The following is a 22,018-nucleotide window of genomic DNA, read 5'->3' as shown; positions in this document are numbered from 1 at the left end:
CGCTGCCATCGAAACCACCGACATCAAGGCCCTGACCACCGCCCAGGTGGCTGCCCTGACGACCGCTGGGATTGCTGCCCTGACCACGGCGCAAGTCGCCGTGATCGAAACGGCCGACATCAAGGCCTTGACCACCGCCGGTGTCGCTGCCTTGACTACCGCGCAAGTTGTGGTCCTGGATTCCACCCAGATCTCCGCCCTGACGTCCACGCAAGTGGCCTCGTTGACCACCGCGCAAGTGGCGGCCATCGAAACCACCGACATCACGGCCCTGAACACGGCCAACGTCCGAGCCCTGACCACCGCCGGTGTGGCCGCCCTGACCACAGCGCAAGTCGTGGCCATGGATTCCACCCAGATCTCCAACCTGACCACCACCCAGGTCTCCTCGCTGACCACCGCCCAGATCGCTGCCATCCAGACCACGGACATCAGCAGCCTGACCACGGCCCAGATCGTGAGCCTGACCACCGCCCAAGCCGCGGCCCTGACCACAGCCCAGATCGACGCTTTGACCACGACGGAAGTCCGAGCCTTGGCCACGGACGACCTCGCGGCCATGACGACTGCCCAGGTCCAGGCGTTCACCACGGTGCACATGGCGAGCCTGATGACCGCCCAGGTCCAGGCCTTCACCACGGCACAAGTCGCGGCCCTGGCCACCGACCAGTTCCAGGCACTGACCACATCCCAGTTCGCGGTCCTGACCACGGCACAAGTCGCGGCCTTCACCACAGCCGAAGTGGCCGTGATTGAAACCGCAGACCTGGCCGTGCTGAACACGGTGCAAATCGGGGCCCTGACCACGGACGACATCGCGGTCCTGACCACGGCGCACATGGCCGCGCTCACCACGACGCAGATCCATGGCCTGACCACCGATCAGATCCGTGCCTTCACAACCACGGACATCGCGGCCTTCACCACCGATCAGATGCAGGAGCTGAGCACCACGCAGATCCAGGCGTTCACCACGGCCCAGGTCGTGGCGTTCGAAACAACTGACCTGGCTGTCCTGAGCATGACGCAGGCCTCCTCGCTCACCTCCACGCAGTTCGCTGCATTGACCACGGAACAGGCCAACGCCCTGACTGGTGTCTCGCCGATCGTGCTGGACTTGAACGGTGACGGCGTCCACACCCTGGCCGCCTCGCAAGGCACCCACTTCGATCTGCTGGCCAACGGCCATGCCAGCGCGGTGGGCTGGACCTCCGCCTCGGATGGCCTGCTGGTGATGGACCGCAACCACGATGGCCTCATCAACGACGGCACCGAGCTGTTCGGGGCGGCCACCGTCCTGTCCAGCGGGCAGCGCGCCGGCGATGGCTACACCGCCATGAGGGACATCGACTCCAACCACGATGGCAAGCTCACCGCCGCCGACCTCCACTTCAAGGACCTGCAAGTCTGGGTGGACGCCAACAGCGACGGGGTCACCAGCAACGGCGAGCTCAAGTCCCTGGCCAGCCTGGGGATCATCGAGCTTGACCTGGGCGCCAAGACCGGCACGGAAATGGACAACGGCAACCTGCTGGGCCTCGTGTCGAGTTACAAGACTTCGGACGGTGCCCATCACGACATGGCCGACGTCTGGTTTGCCAAGGACACCACGACGACCGGCGCGGCGACCACGGCAGCGATGGACGACGGCAGCCACGCCACCACCGTTCAAGCCGCCTCGGCCACCGCGGTGAATGACCAGGCTGACGACAAGGACAAGACCACCGCCAGTCCGCTGGGTGTCAGCGCCCAGGACCTGCTGTCCGACCGAGGGCACGACCTGCTCGCTGGGCACGCCGACCCGGCCGCCAGCACCAGCACGCTCACCGTGGCCGAGATCCACCACGATTTGCCGCTGGTCACTGTCGACCACACCCAACTGATCGACGACAAGCAGAACAACCTGCTGATTTAACCAAGCCTGACGACAGCCGGGGAACCACGCGTTCCCTGGCGTCCACAAAGCGAGCTTGCCGGCCACGGGAGGCTCGCTTTGTCATTTTCCATGTGTTAAAAATAGATCGGTGATTCGGGCACTAATGCCTGGATCGGCGGGCTGGCGCCTCGCCTAACCTTGGCAACTGCTGAAATCAGCACTGAAGTGGCCGTGCCCCAAGGCATGGCTCATCCAAGGACCCGGAATCCACCGATGCAACAAGCCATGAGTACCGTCGCGGTCGTCGTGCCGATCTACCAGGCCCTGCCCACTGAACTGGAACAGTTTTCACTGCGCCACTCACTGGCCCAACTCAAGCCCGGCCGCACGGTGTTGTTCGCCGGCCCCGAAGGGCTGGACTTCAGCTGGTATGCCGCCAATTTTTCGGGCGCGACGCTGATCACTTTCGAACCTGAGTGCTTTGCCTCCATCAAGGGCTACAACCGCCTGCTGATGTCCAAAGCGTTCTACGAGCGCTTTGCCCCGCACGAGTTCATGCTGATCCTGCAAACCGACGCCCTCCTGCTGCGCGACGAGCTGGACGACTGGATCGCCCGCCCTTACGACTACGTGGGCGCGCCCTGGCCCGACGGCGTCGAAATCATGGTCAACCTGGACAACTTCGCCGACGGCCTGGGTGGCAAGAAGGTCAAGGTCCACGTGGGCAATGGCGGCCTCAGCCTGCGCCGCAACCAAGCCTGCATCGAGCTGCTGACCGAGTTTCCGCAAGCCATCGATTTCTTCCTGCGCAGCGGCTCCAGCGAAGACCTGTTTTTCTCGTTCATGGGGTCGCTGTCCCAACACTTCCTGATCCCCAATGAAATCGTGGCCTCGCGCTTTGCGCTGGAGCTGAAACCCCACCACTACCACCGCATCAATGCGCAGCGTCCGCCCATGGGGGGCCACGCCTGGTGGAAGTACCAACCCGAATTCTGGCTCGCCTTGCTGGGCGACCAGGCCAAAACCATCGGCCCACTGGTGGCTCGCTGAGCACGATCACCACTCATCACAGGAACCCACACCATGGAACTCAAATCAATCGACACCCTGCACCGCACCAAGACGGGCAAGACCAGTGACAAGTGGGCCTCCTACCTCACGTACTACGATGAGTTGTTCGCCCCGCTGCGCCACAAGCCCATCTCGATGCTTGAAATCGGCGTGCAAAACGGCGGATCGCAAGAAACCTGGGCCGAGTACTTCAAAGAAGCCCAGCTCTTCGTCGGTTGCGACATCGACCCCAAGTGCGAAGCCCTGCGCTACGACGACCCACGCATCAAGATCGTGGTGGGCGACGCCAACGCCGCGCCCGCCTTCCAGAAGATCACCGCGCTCAGCACCAGCTTCGACATCGTGATCGACGACGGCTCGCACACCTCGCACGACATCCTGCGCTCCTTCATCAATTACTTTCCCTTGCTCAAACCCGGTGGCATCTTCGTGGTCGAAGACTCCTGCTGCCTGTACATGGATGGCTATGGCGGCGGCCTGCTGAACGAGCAAAGCGCCTACGCCTTCTTCAAGCGCCTGATCGACGTGGTCAATTTCCAGTTCTGGCGCAACGACATCAGCATCAACAACTACCTGCGCACCTATTTCGACCTGCGCTCAACCCCCCAGTTCATCCTGGACGGATGGATCGACTCCATCGAGTTCCGCAACTCGATCATCACGATCAAGAAGGCCGTCACGCCCACCCACGAGAAGCTGGGCCAACGCATCATCGTGGGCACCGATGCACAAGTGCAGACCTGGGGCGGCAAGCTGCCCGGCGCCGTGTCCTGAACAACGGCCTCCACGTCAGCTCGCATCAACATTCTTGAGAATCGGAAACAACCATGCACCCTACCGCCCTCCAAAATTGCCAGCAGTTTTTTGAAACCTACGGCGACGCCATCCAGAAGAACACCCCCAACGCCAAGGTGGTCGAGATTGGCTCGCAAGATGTCAACGGCAGCCTGCGCACCTTCTGCCCTGCCAATTTTGAGTACACCGGCGTGGACTTCGTGGCCGGCAAAGGCGTCGACCTGATCCTGGACGACCCCTACCAGTTGCCCTTCGCGGACGAGTCGGTCGATGTGATGCTGTCCAGCTCCTGCTTCGAACACTCCGAGATGTTCTGGCTGCTGTACCTGGAGATCATGCGCACCCTCAAGCCCGGCGGCCTGTTCTACATGAACGTGCCCTCCAACGGCGAGTTTCACCGCTGGCCGGTGGACTGCTGGCGCTTCTACCCGGACAGCGGCCGCGCCCTGATCACCTGGGCCAAGCGCAATGGCATGAAGGCCGAGCTGCTCGAGTCCTACACCAGCACGCAGATTGGCGACCAGTGGAACGACTTCGTGGCCGTGTTCGTCAAGGATGGCGACCAGGCTGCGCTGTTCCCCAACCGCATCCTCGACAAGAAGACGGACTACGCCAATGGCGTGCTGTTCGGGCAAACCGAGTTCTCCAAGCTCAGCGCCATGCCTGAAGACAAGAAGAAGCTGGCCGTCATCAAGCAGATCATCGACAACACGGTCAAGGTGGTGTGACCGCGATCCAAGACCGGCCGATGCGCACCGTTTTCATCGAGGAATCCAAGACGCCGATCTACCTGCGCATTGCGCAGGCGCTCGGCGCGGAGCTGGTCCGCCATGGCTTCCAGGTCATGATGATCAAGCCGGACGGGTTCAACACCCTGTCCTTTCATGAGTTCGTGTCGAAGCAGTCGGACGCGGCCTACATCTCCACCAGCGTCAACAACGCCATTCAGCACAAGATCACGGGCCAGGAGAGGTACTTCTTCGAGCAGTTTCCTGGCAAGGTCATCTTCCTTCATCAGGACGCGATCCTGGGCGGGGCCGATGTCATGACGGGCATCTCCAAGCTCCAGGCCTGGCAGCGGGTCGCATCACGCTCGGCGCACCTGTGCATCGAGCCCGACAATGTGGTCGATCTGCACGGCCTGGGCATCCAGGCCAAGGTGGTGCCCCATGCCACCGAGATCGAAGCCACCGAACCCAGCCTGACCGACTTCGAGTACGAAGCCTCGTTCGTGGGCCATGTGGTTCCCAGCCTGTACCTGCCCACCTTCAGTGATCAGCGGGTGCAAGCCCTGGTCGATGGCGCGGTCAAAGGTCGGCAAGCCAACCTTTTCTGCCCGATTGAGCCGTTGGTCAAAAGCTGCTCGGAAGCCACCCTGGGCGGACTGGGAACGCCTGCCGATCAGGCGATTCTGAAAGTGGCGGCAGCGCAATGGTTGCGCAGCCAGGTCACCTCGCAAACCATGCCCTTTCGGGGTTGGGTGTTTGAGAACAGCGGTCTGGAGGCCGTGACCATTTTTGGCGGCGATCCGGCCTACCTTCACCGCATCGAGCGCAATCTGAGGATCGACCGGCCTGGGGTCAGCTACCAGCCTGCCGTGTACGAGCCGAATGAGGTTCGGCGTGTTTTCAACAAGAGCAAGATCAACATCAACATCTCGTCCATGCAGTTCGACCACGCCGTGGTCAACCGCTTCCACGACGTCATCATGGCCGGCGGACTTTGCCTGACCGACGCCAGGTCAGGCCTGGCCGAGTTGACATCAGCGCATGAAGAGGTGTCCTACAACACCCTGCAGGAGCTGCATGACCGGGCCCTTCATTTCTCGAAGCCGGAGAATGCACAGCAAAGGGCCCTGCTGATCAAGCGCATCCAGCAAGACATTGCCCAGAACTCCGGCTACGGCTTGTTGGTCAAGGCCATCATCGCGACGCTGGACGAGCTGTAAATCCAGCACCCAGGCCCATGAAAAAGCCCCCTTGGTTTCTCGACCAAGGGGGCTTTGATTTGACCGCGTCAGGGGCTCAGTAGCGGCCCAACACGTTCTTGTCGTGATAGTACTTGGCCAAGGATGCTTTCAAGGCAGCCGCTCTGGCCAGGGTGTCCGGGCTGGCGTCATGGCCCACGCCAAAGAAGTACAGGTCGCGGCTCTGGAAATCGTGGTTGAACGAATGCTGTGCAAACCAGGCATCGTGATTGATGATCGAATTGAAGTCTTCGGCCACCAGGTTCTGGTAATAGTTCTGCTTCTTGTCCACGGTCAGCGGCGAGGCGGTGGGATTGAACTCTTCCGTGCCGTGCTGCTGGCGACCAATGGTCGCGCAAGTCATCGCCACCAGCCCACCGGGTTTGACCATGCGCAACATGTTCAGCCAGGTCTTCTTCCAGCCAGGGTTGTGCTCCATGGCCTCACAGGACACGACCATGTCGAACTGGTTGCTCGCCGAGCCGTAGTCTTCGCCAAAGCAAACGACATCGACGTCATTGCCCTCGCCAATGTCCAGCCCGGTGTAATCGCAGCCTTGGTAGAACTGGCGGATGGAGCCATTGAGGTTCAAGCTGCCGATTTCCAAGACTTTGCGGCCCTCGAAGTACTCGGGGAGAAACTGCTTCAGCGCCTGGATGTAGAAGAACTGTTGGGGGTGTGCCATGGTGATGTGTTCCCGTGAAAATTCGTGTGTAAGACTAATTGGGGGCGCTTAGCGCATCCACGGCACCGGCCAGTTGAGACTGCCGCCACATGGACACATAAATCGCTTCCAGATTTTTGCAAAAGCTGTCGGTGTCAAACAGCGGATATGTCGCCCTATTCACCTGCAACTTGGCCTTCAAGCTGCTCAGCAACTCAGGACTCGTGGCCAGTTTCAAGGCCAAAGCCTCGTAGCCAGCGGCCGAGTCGGCCACCAGCTCAGGCAAGCCAATGGCATGCAGCAGGCTGGCCGCCACCCGCGCCGGGAAAGCGCCGCCCATGAAGGTCACCACGGGCAAACCAGCCATCAGGGCATCGGCGGCGGTGGTGTGCGCGTTGTAGGGGTGCGTGTCCAGGAAGATGTCCGCCTGGCGGTAGCGTGCCATGTGGTCTTCCACCAGGGGCACGCGGCCAGCAAACACCAGGCGCGCGGGATCGACGCCGCGCAATTGGGCTTCCTTGCGCAGATTGGCCTGCGAAGCCTGGCTGCGCGACATCAACCACAGCACGCTGCCCGGTACCTGGGCCAGCAGGCGCATCCAGATGTCGAACAATGGCGGATTGATCTTGTAGTCGTGGCTGAAAGAGCAGAACACAACGCCGGTGTCGGGCAAGCCGCACTCCTGGCGCGTGGGGGTGCGGTCCGAGATCTTCAGGCCTGCGTCGGTCGGCAGGTAGGCATCCGGCAGGTACACCACCTTCTCGTTGTAGAAGCGCTGGTGCTCGGGCGGGATCACATGCCGGTCGGCAATGATGTAGTCCATGTAGCTGGTGCCCAGCGTGCCGGGGTAACCCAGGAAGTTGGCCTGCGCCGGCACCGGCCGGTGTGCGAAGACATCGGTGCGCGAATCGGCGGTGTAACCCGCCAGGTCCACGGCCACGTCGATTTCCATCTCGCGCATCAACTCGGCGATCTGCCGCGAGGTCATCGTGCGTGCATCCACGAACTTGTCGAAGCAGGCCAGCATGCGCGAACGCAGGCGGCTCTTGTCGTCGATGCCCAGTGAAATGGCCACGGTCTCGAAACGGTTCTTGTCGTGGTGCTCGAAGATGCCAGCCATCAGGTGGCCAACCGGGTGCTCGCGCAGGTCGGGCGACACGTAGGCCAGGCGGATCTTCTTGTGGCGGTAACGCTCGCCGGTCCACAGCGGCTTCTTGGACACCGGAAAGCGCGTGGCGAAGATCTGCGCGCTGATCTGGTGGTCCTCGCAGTTGTCCGAGAAGGCCATCAAGGGCAGAGATTTGCAGCTCTTCTGGTGGGCCTTGATGCCCGTGATGATCTTGGCCGAGTTCTCGGCAAAACCAGTCCAGTCGCAGGCGTGCAAGCGCTCATAGGCCAGCAGGCCGTGGCCATAGTCGTAATTGGGGTTGACGGCCAGCAGTCGTTCAAACATGGCGATGGCCTCATCGCTGCGCTTGAACTCGGTCAGGATGATGCCGCTGTTGCCCATGGCCGCTTCATGGTCGGGCTTGATGGCCAGCACGCGTTTGAAGCGCTCCAGGGCTTCCAGGTGGCGCTGCTGTTCACGCAGCAGCACCCCGCTGTTGAGCAGGACTTCGGTGTATTCGGGGTTGAGCTCCAGCGCCTTGTCGTAGCTGGCCATGGCCTCGGCAGCGCGGCCGAACGATTGCAGCACGTTGGCATAGGCCATCCACAAGGGGGCAAACTGGGGGCATGCCACCACACCGCCTGAGAGCAATTCCAGCGCCTGGGCCTGGTCGCCTCGCTGCAACAGGATCACCGCCAGTGAATACAAGGCGGCGCCATCGGCAGGGTGTGTGAGCAGGTAGGACCTGAACAGCGCCTCGGCTTCCGCGATCTGGCCCTTGTTCTGCAGCTCAATGCCACGGATCAAGGCCGAGGGGTCATTGGTCAGCACTGGCGCGGCGCTGGCGGCCAACTTGGCTGGCGGGCGACGCGGTGGCGTCGCGGCATGAAATCGATTTCCCATCATTGGAGGCCCTATGACACGGCGCTATCGCCGCGACATCCAGCTTAGATGAGGCAGAAGTTCACGACTCCAGACAACAAAGCGGTGAAAACCGATCAAATCCAGCGTGGATCATTTGGTGATCAGGATGAAGTCCGACTGGGTCGCGCCACTGTCATTAAACGGTGAATCATCCACCATGGTCAAGACGCCCGTGGTGGCGTTGATCTTGTAGGCTGCCACACCACCTCCGGCGAGCAGCGAGGCATAGACGAATTTTCCAGACGGGTCGGTCGCCACGGAAGTGGGTCCAGGGTTGGGCGGCGTGGTGACGGTGGCCCCGCCACCGGATATGGCCGTCAGCAGCCCTTGGGAACTGCCGCCTGGCGCGATGGAATAGGCACGGATCGTGTTGTCGGAGCGGTTGGAGGTGTAGGCAAACTTGTTGTTGGGATCGATCGCGATCCCCGTCGGTGTAGAGCCGGGTGTGGACACAAAACCCTTGTAGGCGAGACCACCTGTGATGGTGTTGGCGATCTCATACACCATGACACTGTCACCCGTTTCATTTGACACGTAAACCTGCCGGCCCGAAGGGGATACCGTGATCTGATTCGGATGAGAGCCGGCGGCAATCGACCCCACGGCGGTCAAGGCGCCGGGCACCAGGCTGCCCGTGCTCGCGGTGTCGATCATGAACATGGAAATCGTGCTGGGCGATGAGGTCGCGCCATAGTTGGCCACATAGACGAACTTGCCAGAGGGATCGACGGCCACCGACCGAGGAGCGATGTCGGCCGATGACGGCAAAGCGAATGGCGAGCCCGTGATCGCGGTCAACAAGCCCGTGACCGTGCTGCGAGAAAAAGCCGAAATGGTGTTGCTGCCATAATTGGCCACGTAGACGTAGCGCCCCTGGGGATCGACCACCACCGCCCTGGGTTGGCTGCCCGTGGCCACCGGCAAGGCCGCGCTGGTCAGGACGCCCGAAGGATCAGCGATGCTGAAGATCGACAGATTGTTGGAGCCGGAATTGGCAACATAGGCGTACTTCACCAGCGGATCGACGGCAATGCAGGTGGGGGTTGAACCGGTCAACCATGGGGTGCCAGCCCCCATGGTGGTCAGCTTGCCATCCGTGGGATCAACGGTGTAACCGGAGACGCTGTCGTCATTGGTATGCACCACATAAGCGAACCGTGGTGGCGCAATGCCTTCGCCGGGCACAAACACAGGGACGTCCGTCCCCGGGGTACCGTAATCCGGATCATTGCCCCCACAAGCAACCGCCATCAAGCTCACCACGCCGGCAGCCAGCAGCCAAGCTAACTTGTGTCTCTTCATAAAGCCCTTGCCATGATGTGCAATCGATTATGCGACTTTACGGGTGTTATCGACCATTTCAGGGCCAGCTTGATCATCATGGTTTTTGCTCTGGCATCAACCACGCCGTCAGGCCAGCCCCCATGGACCTCATTTGCGCGCTGGCGGCAAAGCCGTCGTGCAAGGAGTTGACATAGGCGATGCGCAAACCAAAGTGATCCGACTCGGCGGACATCACGTCAAACAAAGATCGCTTGCCCAGCTGCGACCATTGCTGGAAGGTGAAATTGCGCACCCGCTCGCTGTCCCGGAGCACGTCTACGTAGCGCTTGGCCCGCTCCAGCGAGGTGGTCGCGATGTCATAGATCTCTGCGGTGCGGGCGAACTTTGAAGCCAGCAACTCGGCCAACTGCTGTCGCGCCGACTCGGCACGCTTGGTCGCGGCCATGGAGGCGGCCTTGTCGGAAAAGCCGTTGAACAAGCTGTAGGACACGCTCACACCGGCTTGCCAGGACGACACCTTGGCCGACCCCGCCATGCCTTCGGTCTTGGACAAGGCCCAGTTGAGCTGCGGCTTTTGCCCCGCCACCACGGCCCGGGCATAGCTGTCCATGGCATCCGCCTGGGTGCGCAGTTGCTGCGCATCGTTGCCAAATTCGATCTGGCGGTTGATCTCGCCGATTTCAGGCACGGCGGCCAGTGGCACCGTGATGCCCTCACCCAGCGACAACTTGTCGCCAATCAGCTTGCGCAAACGCAACTCGATCTGGCGGCTTTGGGCCAAGGCGCCATCGCGAGACAACTCGGTTTGCGCCTGGGTTTTGCGTGCCTGGACCAGCTCGCTGGCGCGGCCTTTGTCCTCCGCCACGATGCCTTCCAGGGCCTCGACCAGACAGCTCATCTTGCGGGCGTACTGTTGGTACACCTGGGCTTGCAGTCGATAGCGGTTGCGCTCCAAAGCCGTGGTCACCGCTTCCAGCACCACCTGCTCTTGCGTGACCGCGGCGCCGTACTTGGCCGAGCCGGCCAGTTGAGTGCGCCATTCGGTCAAGCGGTTCAAGCGGCCACCGTCGTACAGATTGGACGACATGTTCAAAGAGACGCTGGACAGGTTGCCCTTCTGGGTTGTCACGCCATCCACCTTGGTGTTGCCAGCACCCACGGTGCCGCTGACGCTGACTTGCGGATAGCGCCCGCCCTTGGTCTCTTCCAGATCGTATTCGGCGGCCTCGGCCAGCAAGCGTGCCGCGCCCACTTCGGCGCTGCGTTTGGCCGCTTCCCGGGCAATGAGCTGCAACTGCGTCATCGGGTCCAGCGGCGCTTCGGTTTCGGCGGGCGCCCTGGCGCCGGATTTCGCGGCCGGCAAGTTGGCGATGTCGTCGGTACAACGGGCCGCCAGGGCTTGCCCGCCAACCACGCTGGCCAAGGCGGATGCCAGCAAAGACGCCTTCAGTGTTTCGATAAATTTCATGGCTAACGTTCCCGGAAGGCTTCCTGTGACTTGATCATCGGCATGAGCAGGTACTCCAGCACCGAGCGCTCGCCGGTGCGCACCTCCACGGATGCCGTCATGCCAGGCATCACCATCAAAGGCTTGTTGCCCTTGTGCAAGGTGGATTGATCGGACCGGATCAGGGCCCGGTAATAGGTCGTGTCCGGCGCATTGGCGGCCTTGGCCTCTTCGCCCAGCGCATCGGGGCTGAGGTAATCGATCGTGCCCTTGAGGCCGCCGTAGACGTAGTAGTCGTAGGCCGACAACTTGACGGTGACCGGCAGGCCCACCTTCACGAAGCCGATGTCCGAGGGCTTGATGCGGGCTTCGATCAGCACGCGGGGCCCGATGGGCAAAATTTCCATGATGGGCGCGCCCGCTTGAACCACGCCACCGACCGTGCCGATGCGGATGTTCTTGACCAGGCCATGCACGGGCGACTTCAAAGTGGTGCGGGTCAACACGTCCTGCTTGACCACCATCTGCTCTTCCAACTGAGCCAGTTCCGTGCGCGCCTTGACCAGCTCGGTGCTGGCCTCCTGGCGGAAACGGTTGATGCGTTCCTGGATCTGCAAGGTCAGGTCATTGCCCTGGCGTTGCAGGCGCATCACTTCCACCTCGGACATCAAGCCCTTGGCCGACATGCGCTGGGCCATGGCCAGTTCGCGGTTGAGCAAGGCCAGACTGCGGCGGTTCACGGCCACGCCCTCTTCCAGTGCCTGACGGCGCGCGGCGTAAGACTCGCTCTCGCCCTGCACGATCACCGGCTGGGCCAAAACTTCTGGCGGAAACAGCAAACGCCGCCCTGTGGATTCGGCCACCAGGCGGGACAAGGTGCCCTTTAAAGCCACCAGCTTGGCCTGGCCTTCGTTCTGCTGGGCTTCGTACCGGGTCGGGTCCATCTGCAGCAGGTCCTGGCCTTTTTCCACGACCATGCCTTCGCGCACCAACACCTTGTGCAGGATGCCGCCTTCCAGGCTGGCGATCACTTGCTCGCGCCCATCGGACACCACACGGCCTTCGGCCTTGGTCACCTGGTCCACCCGGGCGACGAAAGCCCAGACAATGGCCGAAAATACCGCAGCCAGCATGAGGTAAAGCGCCCATGAGGCCCGCGGTGTGGCCTCATTGAGTTGCGCTTCCTTGACGCCCGACAAGAATTGCTCGTCGCCGCGAAAGTAACTGCCCTGGACCGGTTGGTCGGCATGTGATGACATCCGCCCTCCCTACATCCCGCCCGCGGCAGACAACTCACGCCGCACTTGGGGAGCCTCCGCCGCCGCAGGCTGAGGAGCGGCTGGCACGGGGCGGCCGGCCAGCAAGGCCAGCACGTGCGCCTTCGGTCCATCCGCCAGGATCTTGCCGGAGTCGACCACGATCACACGGTCCACCACGTCCAGCAAGGCGGGGCGGTGCGTCACCACCACGAGGGTCTGGCCATCCACGGCCGTCTTCAGGTGGTTGATGAAGCTGGATTCGGCTTGCGCGTCCATCGAGCTGGTGGGCTCGTCCATCAGCAAGATCTGAGAACGTGTGACCAGGCAACGCGCCAAGGCCACCAACTGGCGTTGGCCCCCTGACAGCAAGGCGCCCATCTCACCCACTGGCAGGTCGTAGCCCATGGGGTGTGCTGCGGCCAGTTTGTCCAGGCCAGTCAGGCGTGCCACATGGATGAAGTGGTTCATGTCCGCGTTGGCGCGGCCCAGCATCACGTTGTCTTTCAGCGTGCCGTGGAAGAGTCTGGGCTCTTGCGACACGAAGCCCACGTGCGTTCTGAAATCGGTGGGGTCGATCTGGCGCAGGTCGATGCCGTCCACTTCGACAAAACCATCGGTGGGTTGGTACAAGCCGCCGAGCAAACGCAAGATCGTGGACTTGCCACTGCCGATCTTGCCCAGGATGGCCACGCGCTCACCCGGCCTGATCTGCAGGCTCACACCCTTGAGCACCGTGGGTGCATGCTGGTTCTTGCCTTTGGGGTAGGCAAAGCTCACGTCGTGCAAGCCCACTTGCCCAGTCAATGAAGTGCGTGACAAGTAGCGCTTGCCCGGCTCGCGTTCAGTCGGCAGGGCCATCAACTCGTTCAGGGACATCAAGGCGGCACGGGCCCCTTGGTAACGCCCGGCCAGTGACACCACCGAGGTCAGCGGTGCAATGGCACGGCCTGCGAACATCACAGCGCCAATCAAGGCGCCACCGGAAATCTTGTTGTCTTCGATCAGCAAGACGCCCCAGATGAGCATGCACACGGTCACCAGTGGCTGGATGACCATGGTGAAGTTGCTGACCCAACTGGCCATGGCCCGCGACCGCAGCGAGCTTTGCGCGGCGGCGGCATTGGCTTCTTCGTAACGGGTCGAGAAGTAGCCTTGGGCACCCGCGGCCCGCACGTCTTCCATGCCTTCGACCGCTTCAACCAGCACGCCTTGCAGGTTGGCATGCTGGCTCATGTTGGCCGACATCATCCGGCGCAGGTATTTCTGAATGCCCCAGGACAGTCCCAGCACCAGCGGCACCGCCACCAGCAAGACCGTCACCAAGGGCCCGGCGATGACATAGGTCATCACCACGAACAACAAAATGAAAGGCATGTCCGTGAGCACGGAGATGCTGGCCGAGGCGGTGAAGTCGCGCACCACCTCGATCTGGGCCAGGCGATGGGCAAAGGAGCCTGCCGATTCGGGCCGGTGCTCCAGCCGAATGGCCAGCGCCTGGTTGAACAGCATGTTGCCCAGCTTCAGGTCGGCTTTCTTGCCGGCCATGTCGATCAGGTAGCTGCGTAACTGGCGCGCCACCAGGTCAAAGGCGATGCCCAGCAAGGTGCCCGCGCCCAAAGACCACAAGGTGATCATCGCCTTGTTGGGAATGACCTTGTCGTACACCACCGAGGTGAAGAACCCCGTCACCAGCATCAGCACATTGCTGAGCAAGGCGGCCAGCATGGCCGAGCGGTAGTACGGCACGTAATTCTTGAGCGTCGACCACAGCCAGTGTGAATCGGAATCCGTTTCGACTTCGGGTGTGCCGTGGCGCATGCCGGCGCGCAAGGCCGCCACCAGCGTGTAGCCTGAATATTCGGGCAGCAACTCTTCTTCGGTGGCGGTGCAGATCTCGTTGTCCGCACCCGGCATGATCACTTCGTAGCGGGCACCGCCAGCACGCTTGGAGCGTTCGCCCACGCGGCGCGTCACGATGCAGGCGTCGCCGTTTTTCAGCAGCAGCACCACCGGCATCAGCAAGGTCAGGATCTTGCTGGGCGGACGGCGAACCAAGGTGGCACTGAAGCCCGCCTGGCGCAACAGTTGCACTGCCTGAACGGCCGTCATGGGCCCATTCAGTTGCATGCCATTGAGCAAGGACGCCGGAGTGCGGTCCACGCCGTGGTGGCGACACAGCCAAAGCAGCGCCTCCAGCATCGGGTCGGTGGGGGTGGGCCCGTAGGAAGAAGACGCACCCTCGCCTTCCGCTTGGGGCTCTAGCGCCTCATGCGGATCGGCCAAACCAGGGTCAACTGCGTCTTCCACCTAGAAAACTCCTTCATGTCGTACCTCTGGATGCTAGAGATCGACCGTCAGGACTTAAGGCGCAATAAAAGCATGTTGACCCGTCAATTCCGGGTCTGACTCAGGACAAGAGGCTCATCTCCTCCGGCTTTTCGGCTCGGGCCGCCGCTTCGGGCCGGCGCGCCTCGATTTGCTGGGCCAGGAACAGCGCATCCCGCGCGACCCCGGAAAATCGGCCAGAGCCCCAGGTGTGCAACCAGGGTAACCCGATGAAATACAGGCCCGGCACGGCCGTCACACCACGAACATGACCCGGGTGCCCTTTTCCGTTGAACACCGGCGCGTCCAGCCAGCTGAAATCAGGCTGGAAGCCGATGCACCAGACGATTGAGGTGATGCCAGCCGCACGCAGGTCCAGGCTCAGACGTTCTTCTGTGGGCTGCCAAAGAGGTTTGTAGACCTCACCGGGTGGCGCTTCGATGCCGGAGGCCGCGATGAACTGGTCGATCGAGGCGTTGATGCCGTTGTAGATGCGGTCCGCGTGGTCCAGGTTGTCGGCCAGGTCGCCCTCGAACTGCAGCACCTCACCATCCAAGCCTTTGAGCAGGCCGAACAACTCCATGCCCTCGCTGGCGAACTTGCGCAGGTCGATGTCGCGGCCACCATCGCGGCCGGTGACGTAGTGGTTGGTGTTGTCACGCACACCCTCGCGCAAGGGGTGCTCGTTCACCGATTTTTCGTAATAACCCATGTCGGCCAACCAGTCGACCACGTCCTTGCCCCGGTAGAAGCGCGCGCAGCGAGGCGCGTTGCCGGTGGCCAGGAATACCTTTCGGCCGCCCAGGTGCAGGTCTTCGGCGATCTGCGCGCCGGACTGGCCGCAGCCCACCACCAGCACGGCGCCTTCGGGCAAGGCCTGCGGGTTGCGGTATTGCTCGGAGTGGATCTGGACGACATCGGGCGGCAGGCGCTCGGCCATGCGCGGAATGATGGGCTGGTGGTAGCCGCCCGAAGCTACGACAACCTGGTCCGCGGTGAACTCGCCTGCCGAGGTTGAGACTTCAAAACCGCCTTGCCGACGGGGTGCCACCCGCTTGACGGCCACGCCTTCCATCAAGGGGGCGTTCACGTGCTGTTTGAAGCCTTCGAGGTAGGCCAGGATCTCGTCCTTCTTCATGAACCCATGCGGGTCGTTGCCCTGGTACTCCCAACCCGGCAGCTTGCATTGCCAGTTGGGCGTGACCAGGCAGAAAGCATCCCATCGCTGGGTGCGCCACGAGTGCATGGGCTGGCTTTTCTCGATCACCAGGTGGTCGATGCGGCGCTGCTGCAGGTAGTGGCTGACCGACAGGCCGGCCTGGCCGCCGCCCACGACGATGACGCCATGGTGTTGAGGGGTGGTTGTGGTGGTCTTGCTCATGGTGATCTCGTTGAAATGCGTCTGTGGTTCATTCGTCAAAGGACAGGACCTGGACTTGGGCGCTGTCCAGGCTGTCAAAGCGCTGGGCCAGCATCTCAAGCTCGGCGAGTTGGTCCATGGCCTGCGAACAGGCAAAGCCAAACTTGGCACGGACCCGCTCCGAGGCGATGTTCAGGGCCTCGCGCACCTGGGCCATGAACTGCGGCAGCGGGTAGGTCTGACCGGGTTGGAAGTAATCCTTGATGACCAGCGAGGGCGAGTAGCAACGCGTCTCGCTGCCATCAGGCCAGCGAAGGTGAAAGAGCATGGCGGGCATGGGGTGGTTCTCGGTTCAGTTCCAGTGAATGAAAGGCGCGGTACAAGGCGGTGTGCCGCAGCGCGCTGGCGGGCCAGCTGAAGCGCTGGCACACGGCCGGGGTCTCAAGGGCCAGTGCCCGGGCGTGGGCAGGGTCCAGCGCGCGCTGCATGGCGTGCGAGATCGACGCCACGCTGAGGGGATCGACCCACAGGCCATCGTCCTCGCCCAGATGTTCGGTGAACGGTGCCATGCGCGAGACCACCACCGGCGTGCCACTGGCCAGTGCCTCCAGCACCACCAGGCCAAAGCCTTCGCGCAGTGATGGCATCAGCAGCGCATCGGCGGCTCGGAACAAGGCGGGCATGTCAGCATCGGGCACCGGACCAGTGATGACCACCGCTTGGCCTGGCCCCACGGCCAAACCATGGGCAGTCAAGCTGGTGCTGAACTGCTGTCGGTAAGCGTCGTGGTTGAGCAGGCTGGCCCCGCCCACGATCACCAACTGGGCGTGGGGCTGCATGGCCCTGAACTGGATGAAGGCCTCCAGCACGCGCTGGGTGTTCTTGCGCTCTTCAATGCCACCGATCACCAGGAACACGGGCTCGCCAGCCGCAGCACCGCGGCCCATGCCGTGTCGACGCCGAACGCTTTCATCGTGGCTGCCCACCTGGCTTGTGTAGCGCTGGCAATCAACGCCGTTGTGAACCAATGAAGCGTCCACACCGTGTTCATGGCGCAAGATGCCTTGCCACAGTTGGCTGACGCACATCAGCTGGCTCGCCCGCAAGAAACCTCGTTGCTGCCAGGCCATCAGGCGGGGGTCGTCAAACTGGTCCAGGTGGTGCACGGTCCGCACAAACCCCTCGATCGCGCCACGGTCACGCAAGTTGGCCAAGGCATTGGCACTGATGGAATCCTGCGCATGCAGCACATCGAAGGCATGGCCAGCGTCCAGCATCTGAAGAACATGCTGTTCGACGGCTTTGATCCGAGAAGCCACCATCTCGGCCATGTCGCTGGGCACCGCGCCCACCGGGATCAATTCGACCGCGCATGGCAGTGGTCTGAAGAAGCGCTGGCCTGACATGGCCGGGGCCATCACCGTGACCCGGTGGCCGGCGTTGTGCAAGGCCTGTGCCAGCTCCAGGGTGTGCACCACGCCACCGCGTGGGTTGACCGAATGCGTCAGCAAGGCAACGCGCAGCGATGCGTTCAAGTACTCAGACATCGCCTGACCTCGCACCAATGAAGGTCTGCGCGGACACATCCCACAGCAGGGCCTCTTCGCCCTCGTGGCGCAGCAGCACTTTGGGTGATGCCGTCACCTCGCCCACCTCCTGGCAAGCCAGCCCGCGCGCTCTGAACCGGGCCGTCACCGCCGCCGCCAGTTCAGGCCGCACGCTCAGCACAAAACCGTAGCTGGGAAACGATTGCAGCCAACGCAGCAAGGGCACCTCAGGTGGCCGGGGGATGGCGTCCAGGTAGATCACCGCGCCAACCTTGGAGCATTCCAACAGCATCAAGGCCGTGCCCACGGCACCGGCCATGCTGATGTCCTTGGCGGCATCGCACAGACCAGCCTCGGCCAACTCGGGCAGCAGATCCAGGTCGGCGCGCAAGCGTTCGGCTGGTGCACTGGTCGAGGCATTCCAATAGGGATGCGGCTCCTGGTAAGCGCCGCGCAGGTCCACGGCCATCAGCAGGCGGTCACCCGGCCGGGCGTCAAAACTGGTCAGCAATTTTTTGGCCTTGCCCAGAATGGCCACGGCCAGTTGGCCGCGCTCGCTGCGGTTGTTGCTGTGGCCTCCCACGATGGGCACGCCATAACGGTGCGAGGCCGCCGCCAGGCCTTTCAGCACTTCGCTGCCCGGGGTCATGCCCGCGCTCCACAAGGCATCAACCACGGCGATGGGGCGGCCACCCATGGCGTAGATGTCGCTCACGTTCACCATCACGCCGCAGTAGCCCGCGAACCAGGGCATGCTGTCGATGAAGTCTTCCACGAAGCCTTCGATGGCGAACAGCAAGTAGCCATCGCCATCCGGGATGGCGGCACAGTCATCGCCCACGGCCACGGCTTGCGACAAGTCATCAACTCCGCCAGGCAGGGCCCTGGCCAAGGCCCCCACCACGTCGCCAATGTCGCGCTTGTGGGCGAAGCCCCGACTTGACTGCAGGGCGGTGGTCAGTTCGGCCAGAGTCATGCGGCGCTCCTGCTGCGGGTGGCGAAGCCCCACAGGGGGTCGTGGCACGGCGGGTGCTGGTCAAGCTGGGCTTGCATCAAGGCGTGCGGCCTGCCATGCAAGGTCTCGGCTTTCAGCCAGGTCCAGTTCAGCTTCTCGAACAGCGACACGTTCTGCTGCTGCACATGGGCCAGAAAGAGGTGGCAGCCCCGCGCATGCGCGCTGCACACCGCCAGGCGGATCAACATGGCGCCCAGGCGCCCGTGCTGCCTGAATGCCGCGTGCACCGCCAGGCGCGAGCCCCACCACAGGCCTGGCTCGGCTTCATGGATGCGCACCGTGCCCACCACCTGGTCGGGCATGCCACCCACTTGAGACACAGCCACCAGGGGCTGCGCCTGCGCGTCGATCACGTCCAGGTCATCACCCACGAAGATGCCCTGCTCCACGCAGAACACCGCGCGCCTCAGGCGCCGGGCTTGGTCGACCTCCCAGGCACCATCGGCCCACTTCACGCGGAACTCGCAGGGCGTGAAGGTGGTCGGCAGATCGCACATCGCCTCGGTGGCGACAGGATGGTTCAAGGTGGTGGCATCCATGCTGAGCACCCCGTCAAGCCGTGGCGCCGGTTTCGTACACCGACAGCGACGAGCACGCACCGCACTTGCCGCAACCTGCCTTGATGTCGCCCGAACGCAGGCCAGCTTGGCCCACCATGGCGCCCAGCGGCTCCAGCAGCGATTTCATGAACTCGGACGATGGCGGCGCGTGGTCTTCCAGCGGCGTGCCGCTGATGGGCACGAAGGGCACGACGAAGGGGTACACGCCCAAGGCCAGCAGCTTTTCAGAGATCGACAAGATGGCCTCGCGCGTGTCGCCCAGCCCAGCCAGGATGTAGGTGCTGACCTGCCCGCGTCCGAACACCTTCACCGAGGCTTCAAACGCATCCATGTAGCGGCTCAGCGGCACCGAGGCCTTGCCCGGCATGATGCGCTCGCGCACCTCGGGCGTCACGGCTTCCAGGTGCATGCCCAGGGTGTCGATGCCGGCAGCGTGCATGCGCTGAAACCACCGGTCGTCGTCCGGTGGCTCGCACTGGCCTTGCAAGGGCAGCTCGGGCACCGCGGCCTTGATGGCCAAGGCGCTCTCACACAGCATCTTGGCCCCACGGTCGGTGGCGTTGGGCGTGCCCGTGGTCATCACCATGTGCTTGACGCCGTCCAGCAGCACAGCGGCGCGCGCCACCTCGGCCAGTTGGTCGGGAGTCTTGTGGGCGATCGTGCGGCCCGCCGCCAGCGATTGGCCGATGGCACAGAACTGACAGGTCTTGCGCCGGCTGGCGTAGCGGATGCACTCCTGCAGCACGGTCGTGGCCAGCACATCCGAGCCATGCAGCGTCGCGATGTGCGAGTACGGCACGCCATCGAAAGTCTGCAACGCATAGAAGCGTGGCGCCTTCGGGAAAGCAATGCTCGCGATCGGGATGCTGCCACGCGTCAGCTTGCTGCGTCCCTGCGCATCCGGCGCCTGCGCCACGAAGGGCGAGTTCCACGCGCTGGACGTGTGCACGGGAACCATGATGGTGTGCCCATCCACCGTCACCGCCTTGTGGTCCGACGGGCCCGCACCGCCACGGCGGCTGGCCACGCCACCATGGGGCGCGCCCGGGTCAGCCAGCCGCAAGCCGAAGGACTGCAGCTCCGTCATCAGTTGCCGGCTGGCCGCCGAGGGCGGAGGAAGTGTTGGATTGCTGTCCAGCGTGGTGGTCATGGTCTTGGCTCCGTGATGGCATGGGGAAGGCTGTGGTGGCAGGTCGGTCGTTGATGGCCAGGCTCAGCAGTTCGGGCCGCGCGTAGTGGCCCACCGAGTCCATCATCCGTTTGCGCTTGGTGATCAGCGCCATGTCCAGATCAGCGATGACCATGCCTTCGCCTTCCTTCAAAGGTGGCGCCAGGTGCACGCCTTCTGGCGAGACGATGGCCGTGTTGCAGCCGCCGCGCAGCGCCTTCTGCAAGGCCGGGTCGGGTGTGATCGCGGTGATCTGCGCATCGGTCAGCCAGCCGGTAGCGTTGATGACGAAGCAGCCCGCCTCCAACGCATGGTGGCGGATCGTGGCTTCGATCTGATCTCCGAAGATGGGGCCCACCAGCGAGCCCGGGAACTGCGCGCAGTGGATCTCTTCGTGCTGCGTCATCAGCGCATAGCGGGCCAGCGGGTTGTAGTGCTCCCAGCAGGCCAATGCGCCCACGCGGCCCACGCTGGTGCTGACCACCTTCAGCCCCGCCGCGTCTCCCTGCCCCCAGATCATGCGTTCATGGAAGGTGGGCGTCAGCTTGCGTCGCTTGAGCACCAACTCGCCATTGCCATCGAAGATCAACTGCGTGTTGTACAAGCTGCCGTGGTCGCGCTCGTTGACGCCCAGCACCACAACGATGCCGTGCGCCTTGGCACGATCAGCGACTGCGTTGGTGACCGGCCCCGGCACCACCACCGCCCGCTCGTAAAGCCGCACATGGTCAGGCCCCGAAGCCACGGGTGGCCGCACGAACGAGAAGTACGGGTAGTACGGCACGAAGGTCTCGGGGAAGACCACGATCTGCACGCCCTTGGCGGCCGCCTGGTCGATCGCCTCGCACACCTTGTTCAGCGTGCCATCAGGCGCGTCGAAATCAGGCGAGATCTGGACCGCGGCCGCGCGGATGATGCCGGCGGTCGCCATCACAGGGTCCAGGTGTCCAGGATGAAGGCGTTGCTCTTGCGGTGCAGCAGCACGATGTCAAGAACGTCCAGCGGGCTGATCGGCTTGATGCCTTCGATCAGCGCGCCTTCCCCGTGTCCATACAAGGCTTGCAGGGCAAAGCGGCAAGCGTAAACCTTGCCCCCCTCGGCGATGAACTTTTTGATCTGGTTGTTGAAGTTCTGATGGCCAGGGAAGGCCTCGTCGCCCAGCGTGGGGAAGCCCCGCTGCACACCCAGCGTCACGCCGGGGCCGTACAGCAGGATGGACGTTTCGAAGCCCTTGCGTTGCAAGCGTGTGGCCTGCAGCAGGTTGACGAAACCAATGGACCCTTCAAAGGCCACGGTGTGGAAGGTGACCAGGGCCTTTTCGCCCGGATCAGCCTTGACGTCCTCGAAGACCTTCTCTTCGTAATCAACCAGGAAATCGCCGGTTTGGTTCGCGGGTTTGGTGACTTTGGGCATGAATCTTCTCCGGTGGTGAATCGCACGCAAAACGCTGCGTGCCCAGCCTGTTTTGCATGGCGTGTGCCAGCAAAACCACCTTGAAAAGCAATCAATCCGCGATCAAGTCCCAACCACGCGCCATGGCGGCCCGAAAAAAATTTCAACGATTTGGCAGGTCGCGTGAATGTCCAAACAACCCCGATCAATCGCGCACCGAAACAGCGCTCAGCCATGCAATCAATGCCTCCAATCAT

At 62.8% G+C, this 22,018-nt stretch carries 18 protein-coding genes and 1 pseudogene; 5 read left to right on the top strand and 14 right to left on the bottom strand.

Features of this window, described 5'->3' with window-relative positions; translation table 11 throughout:
* The 5 genes and pseudogenes from LQ232_RS21295 to LQ232_RS21275 form a co-directional block, all read left to right on the top strand.
* A pseudogene (locus LQ232_RS21295) lies at positions 1–1,915 on the top strand (heme utilization protein); the annotation flags it as partial.
* A 246-nt stretch (positions 1,916–2,161) separates the two neighbouring features.
* Positions 2,162–2,926, top strand: coding sequence for a DUF5672 family protein (locus LQ232_RS21290; protein WP_230182372.1), 765 nt, complete (start codon positions 2,162–2,164; stop codon positions 2,924–2,926).
* Between the two features lie 33 nt (positions 2,927–2,959).
* On the top strand, positions 2,960–3,721 hold the full coding sequence (locus tag LQ232_RS21285; protein ID WP_230182371.1) for a class I SAM-dependent methyltransferase: 762 nt from the start codon (positions 2,960–2,962) through the stop codon (positions 3,719–3,721).
* Between the two features lie 53 nt (positions 3,722–3,774).
* Complete coding sequence (locus LQ232_RS21280) at positions 3,775–4,470, top strand: class I SAM-dependent methyltransferase (protein ID WP_230182370.1); 696 nt, start codon at positions 3,775–3,777, stop codon at positions 4,468–4,470.
* Between the two features lie 20 nt (positions 4,471–4,490).
* Positions 4,491–5,690, top strand: coding sequence for a hypothetical protein (locus tag LQ232_RS21275; RefSeq protein WP_230182369.1), 1,200 nt, complete (start codon positions 4,491–4,493; stop codon positions 5,688–5,690).
* Positions 5,691–5,766: 76 nt separating this feature from the next.
* On the opposite strand, the gene LQ232_RS21270 is transcribed toward LQ232_RS21275, so the two are convergent.
* The 14 genes from LQ232_RS21270 to LQ232_RS21205 all read right to left on the bottom strand — a co-directional run bounded on the left by LQ232_RS21270 (position 5,767) and on the right by LQ232_RS21205 (position 21,782).
* Positions 5,767–6,393 carry a bifunctional 2-polyprenyl-6-hydroxyphenol methylase/3-demethylubiquinol 3-O-methyltransferase UbiG gene (locus tag LQ232_RS21270; protein WP_230182368.1) on the bottom strand — a complete coding sequence of 209 codons (627 nt, stop codon included), beginning with the start codon at positions 6,391–6,393 and terminating at the stop codon, positions 5,767–5,769.
* A gap of 34 nt (positions 6,394–6,427) precedes the next feature.
* On the bottom strand, positions 6,428–8,383 hold the full coding sequence (locus LQ232_RS21265; RefSeq protein ID WP_230182367.1) for a tetratricopeptide repeat protein: 1,956 nt from the start codon (positions 8,381–8,383) through the stop codon (positions 6,428–6,430).
* Between the two features lie 111 nt (positions 8,384–8,494).
* A complete protein-coding gene (locus tag LQ232_RS21260) occupies positions 8,495–9,706 on the bottom strand; it encodes a beta-propeller fold lactonase family protein (RefSeq protein ID WP_230182366.1) in 1,212 nt (403 codons plus the stop codon).
* Between the two features lie 76 nt (positions 9,707–9,782).
* On the bottom strand, positions 9,783–11,156 hold the full coding sequence (locus LQ232_RS21255; RefSeq protein WP_230182365.1) for a TolC family protein: 1,374 nt from the start codon (positions 11,154–11,156) through the stop codon (positions 9,783–9,785).
* Between the two features lie 2 nt (positions 11,157–11,158).
* Positions 11,159–12,394 (bottom strand): HlyD family type I secretion periplasmic adaptor subunit, encoded by a 1,236-nt coding sequence (locus LQ232_RS21250; protein WP_230182364.1) that lies wholly within the window; start codon positions 12,392–12,394, stop codon positions 11,159–11,161.
* Positions 12,395–12,403: 9 nt separating this feature from the next.
* Positions 12,404–14,701 (bottom strand): type I secretion system permease/ATPase, encoded by a 2,298-nt coding sequence (locus tag LQ232_RS21245; protein WP_230182363.1) that lies wholly within the window; start codon positions 14,699–14,701, stop codon positions 12,404–12,406.
* 100 nt (positions 14,702–14,801) lie between these two features.
* Positions 14,802–16,100 (bottom strand): MSMEG_0569 family flavin-dependent oxidoreductase, encoded by a 1,299-nt coding sequence (locus tag LQ232_RS21240; protein WP_230182362.1) that lies wholly within the window; start codon positions 16,098–16,100, stop codon positions 14,802–14,804.
* Positions 16,101–16,128: 28 nt separating this feature from the next.
* Positions 16,129–16,416 (bottom strand): MSMEG_0570 family nitrogen starvation response protein, encoded by a 288-nt coding sequence (locus LQ232_RS21235; RefSeq protein WP_230182361.1) that lies wholly within the window; start codon positions 16,414–16,416, stop codon positions 16,129–16,131.
* Positions 16,382–17,626, bottom strand: a complete 1,245-nt coding sequence (locus tag LQ232_RS21230; RefSeq protein WP_230182360.1) for an MSMEG_0565 family glycosyltransferase — start codon at positions 17,624–17,626, stop codon at positions 16,382–16,384. Before LQ232_RS21230 ends, LQ232_RS21235 begins: the two co-directional genes overlap by 35 nt.
* Positions 17,619–18,602 (bottom strand): sll0787 family AIR synthase-like protein, encoded by a 984-nt coding sequence (locus LQ232_RS21225; protein ID WP_230182359.1) that lies wholly within the window; start codon positions 18,600–18,602, stop codon positions 17,619–17,621. Before LQ232_RS21225 ends, LQ232_RS21230 begins: the two co-directional genes overlap by 8 nt.
* A complete protein-coding gene (locus tag LQ232_RS21220) occupies positions 18,599–19,138 on the bottom strand; it encodes an MSMEG_0567/Sll0786 family nitrogen starvation N-acetyltransferase (RefSeq protein WP_230182407.1) in 540 nt (179 codons plus the stop codon). The genes LQ232_RS21225 and LQ232_RS21220 overlap by 4 nt, the downstream gene beginning before the upstream one ends.
* A gap of 55 nt (positions 19,139–19,193) precedes the next feature.
* Positions 19,194–20,288 (bottom strand): MSMEG_0568 family radical SAM protein, encoded by a 1,095-nt coding sequence (locus tag LQ232_RS21215; RefSeq protein ID WP_230182406.1) that lies wholly within the window; start codon positions 20,286–20,288, stop codon positions 19,194–19,196.
* Positions 20,251–21,300: a Nit6803 family nitrilase gene (locus tag LQ232_RS21210; RefSeq protein WP_230182358.1), complete on the bottom strand. Its 1,050-nt coding sequence runs from the start codon at positions 21,298–21,300 to the stop codon at positions 20,251–20,253. Before LQ232_RS21210 ends, LQ232_RS21215 begins: the two co-directional genes overlap by 38 nt.
* Positions 21,300–21,782, bottom strand: a complete 483-nt coding sequence (locus LQ232_RS21205; protein WP_230182357.1) for an MSMEG_0572/Sll0783 family nitrogen starvation response protein — start codon at positions 21,780–21,782, stop codon at positions 21,300–21,302. Before LQ232_RS21205 ends, LQ232_RS21210 begins: the two co-directional genes overlap by 1 nt.
* Positions 21,783–22,018 lie beyond the last annotated feature (236 nt).

The organism is Aquabacterium sp. CECT 9606 (assembly GCF_918741295.1).
Classification (GTDB): domain Bacteria; phylum Pseudomonadota; class Gammaproteobacteria; order Burkholderiales; family Burkholderiaceae_C; genus Aquabacterium.
Note: the sequence above shows the minus strand (reverse complement) of the source record. Positions and strands in the feature narration are given on the sequence as shown.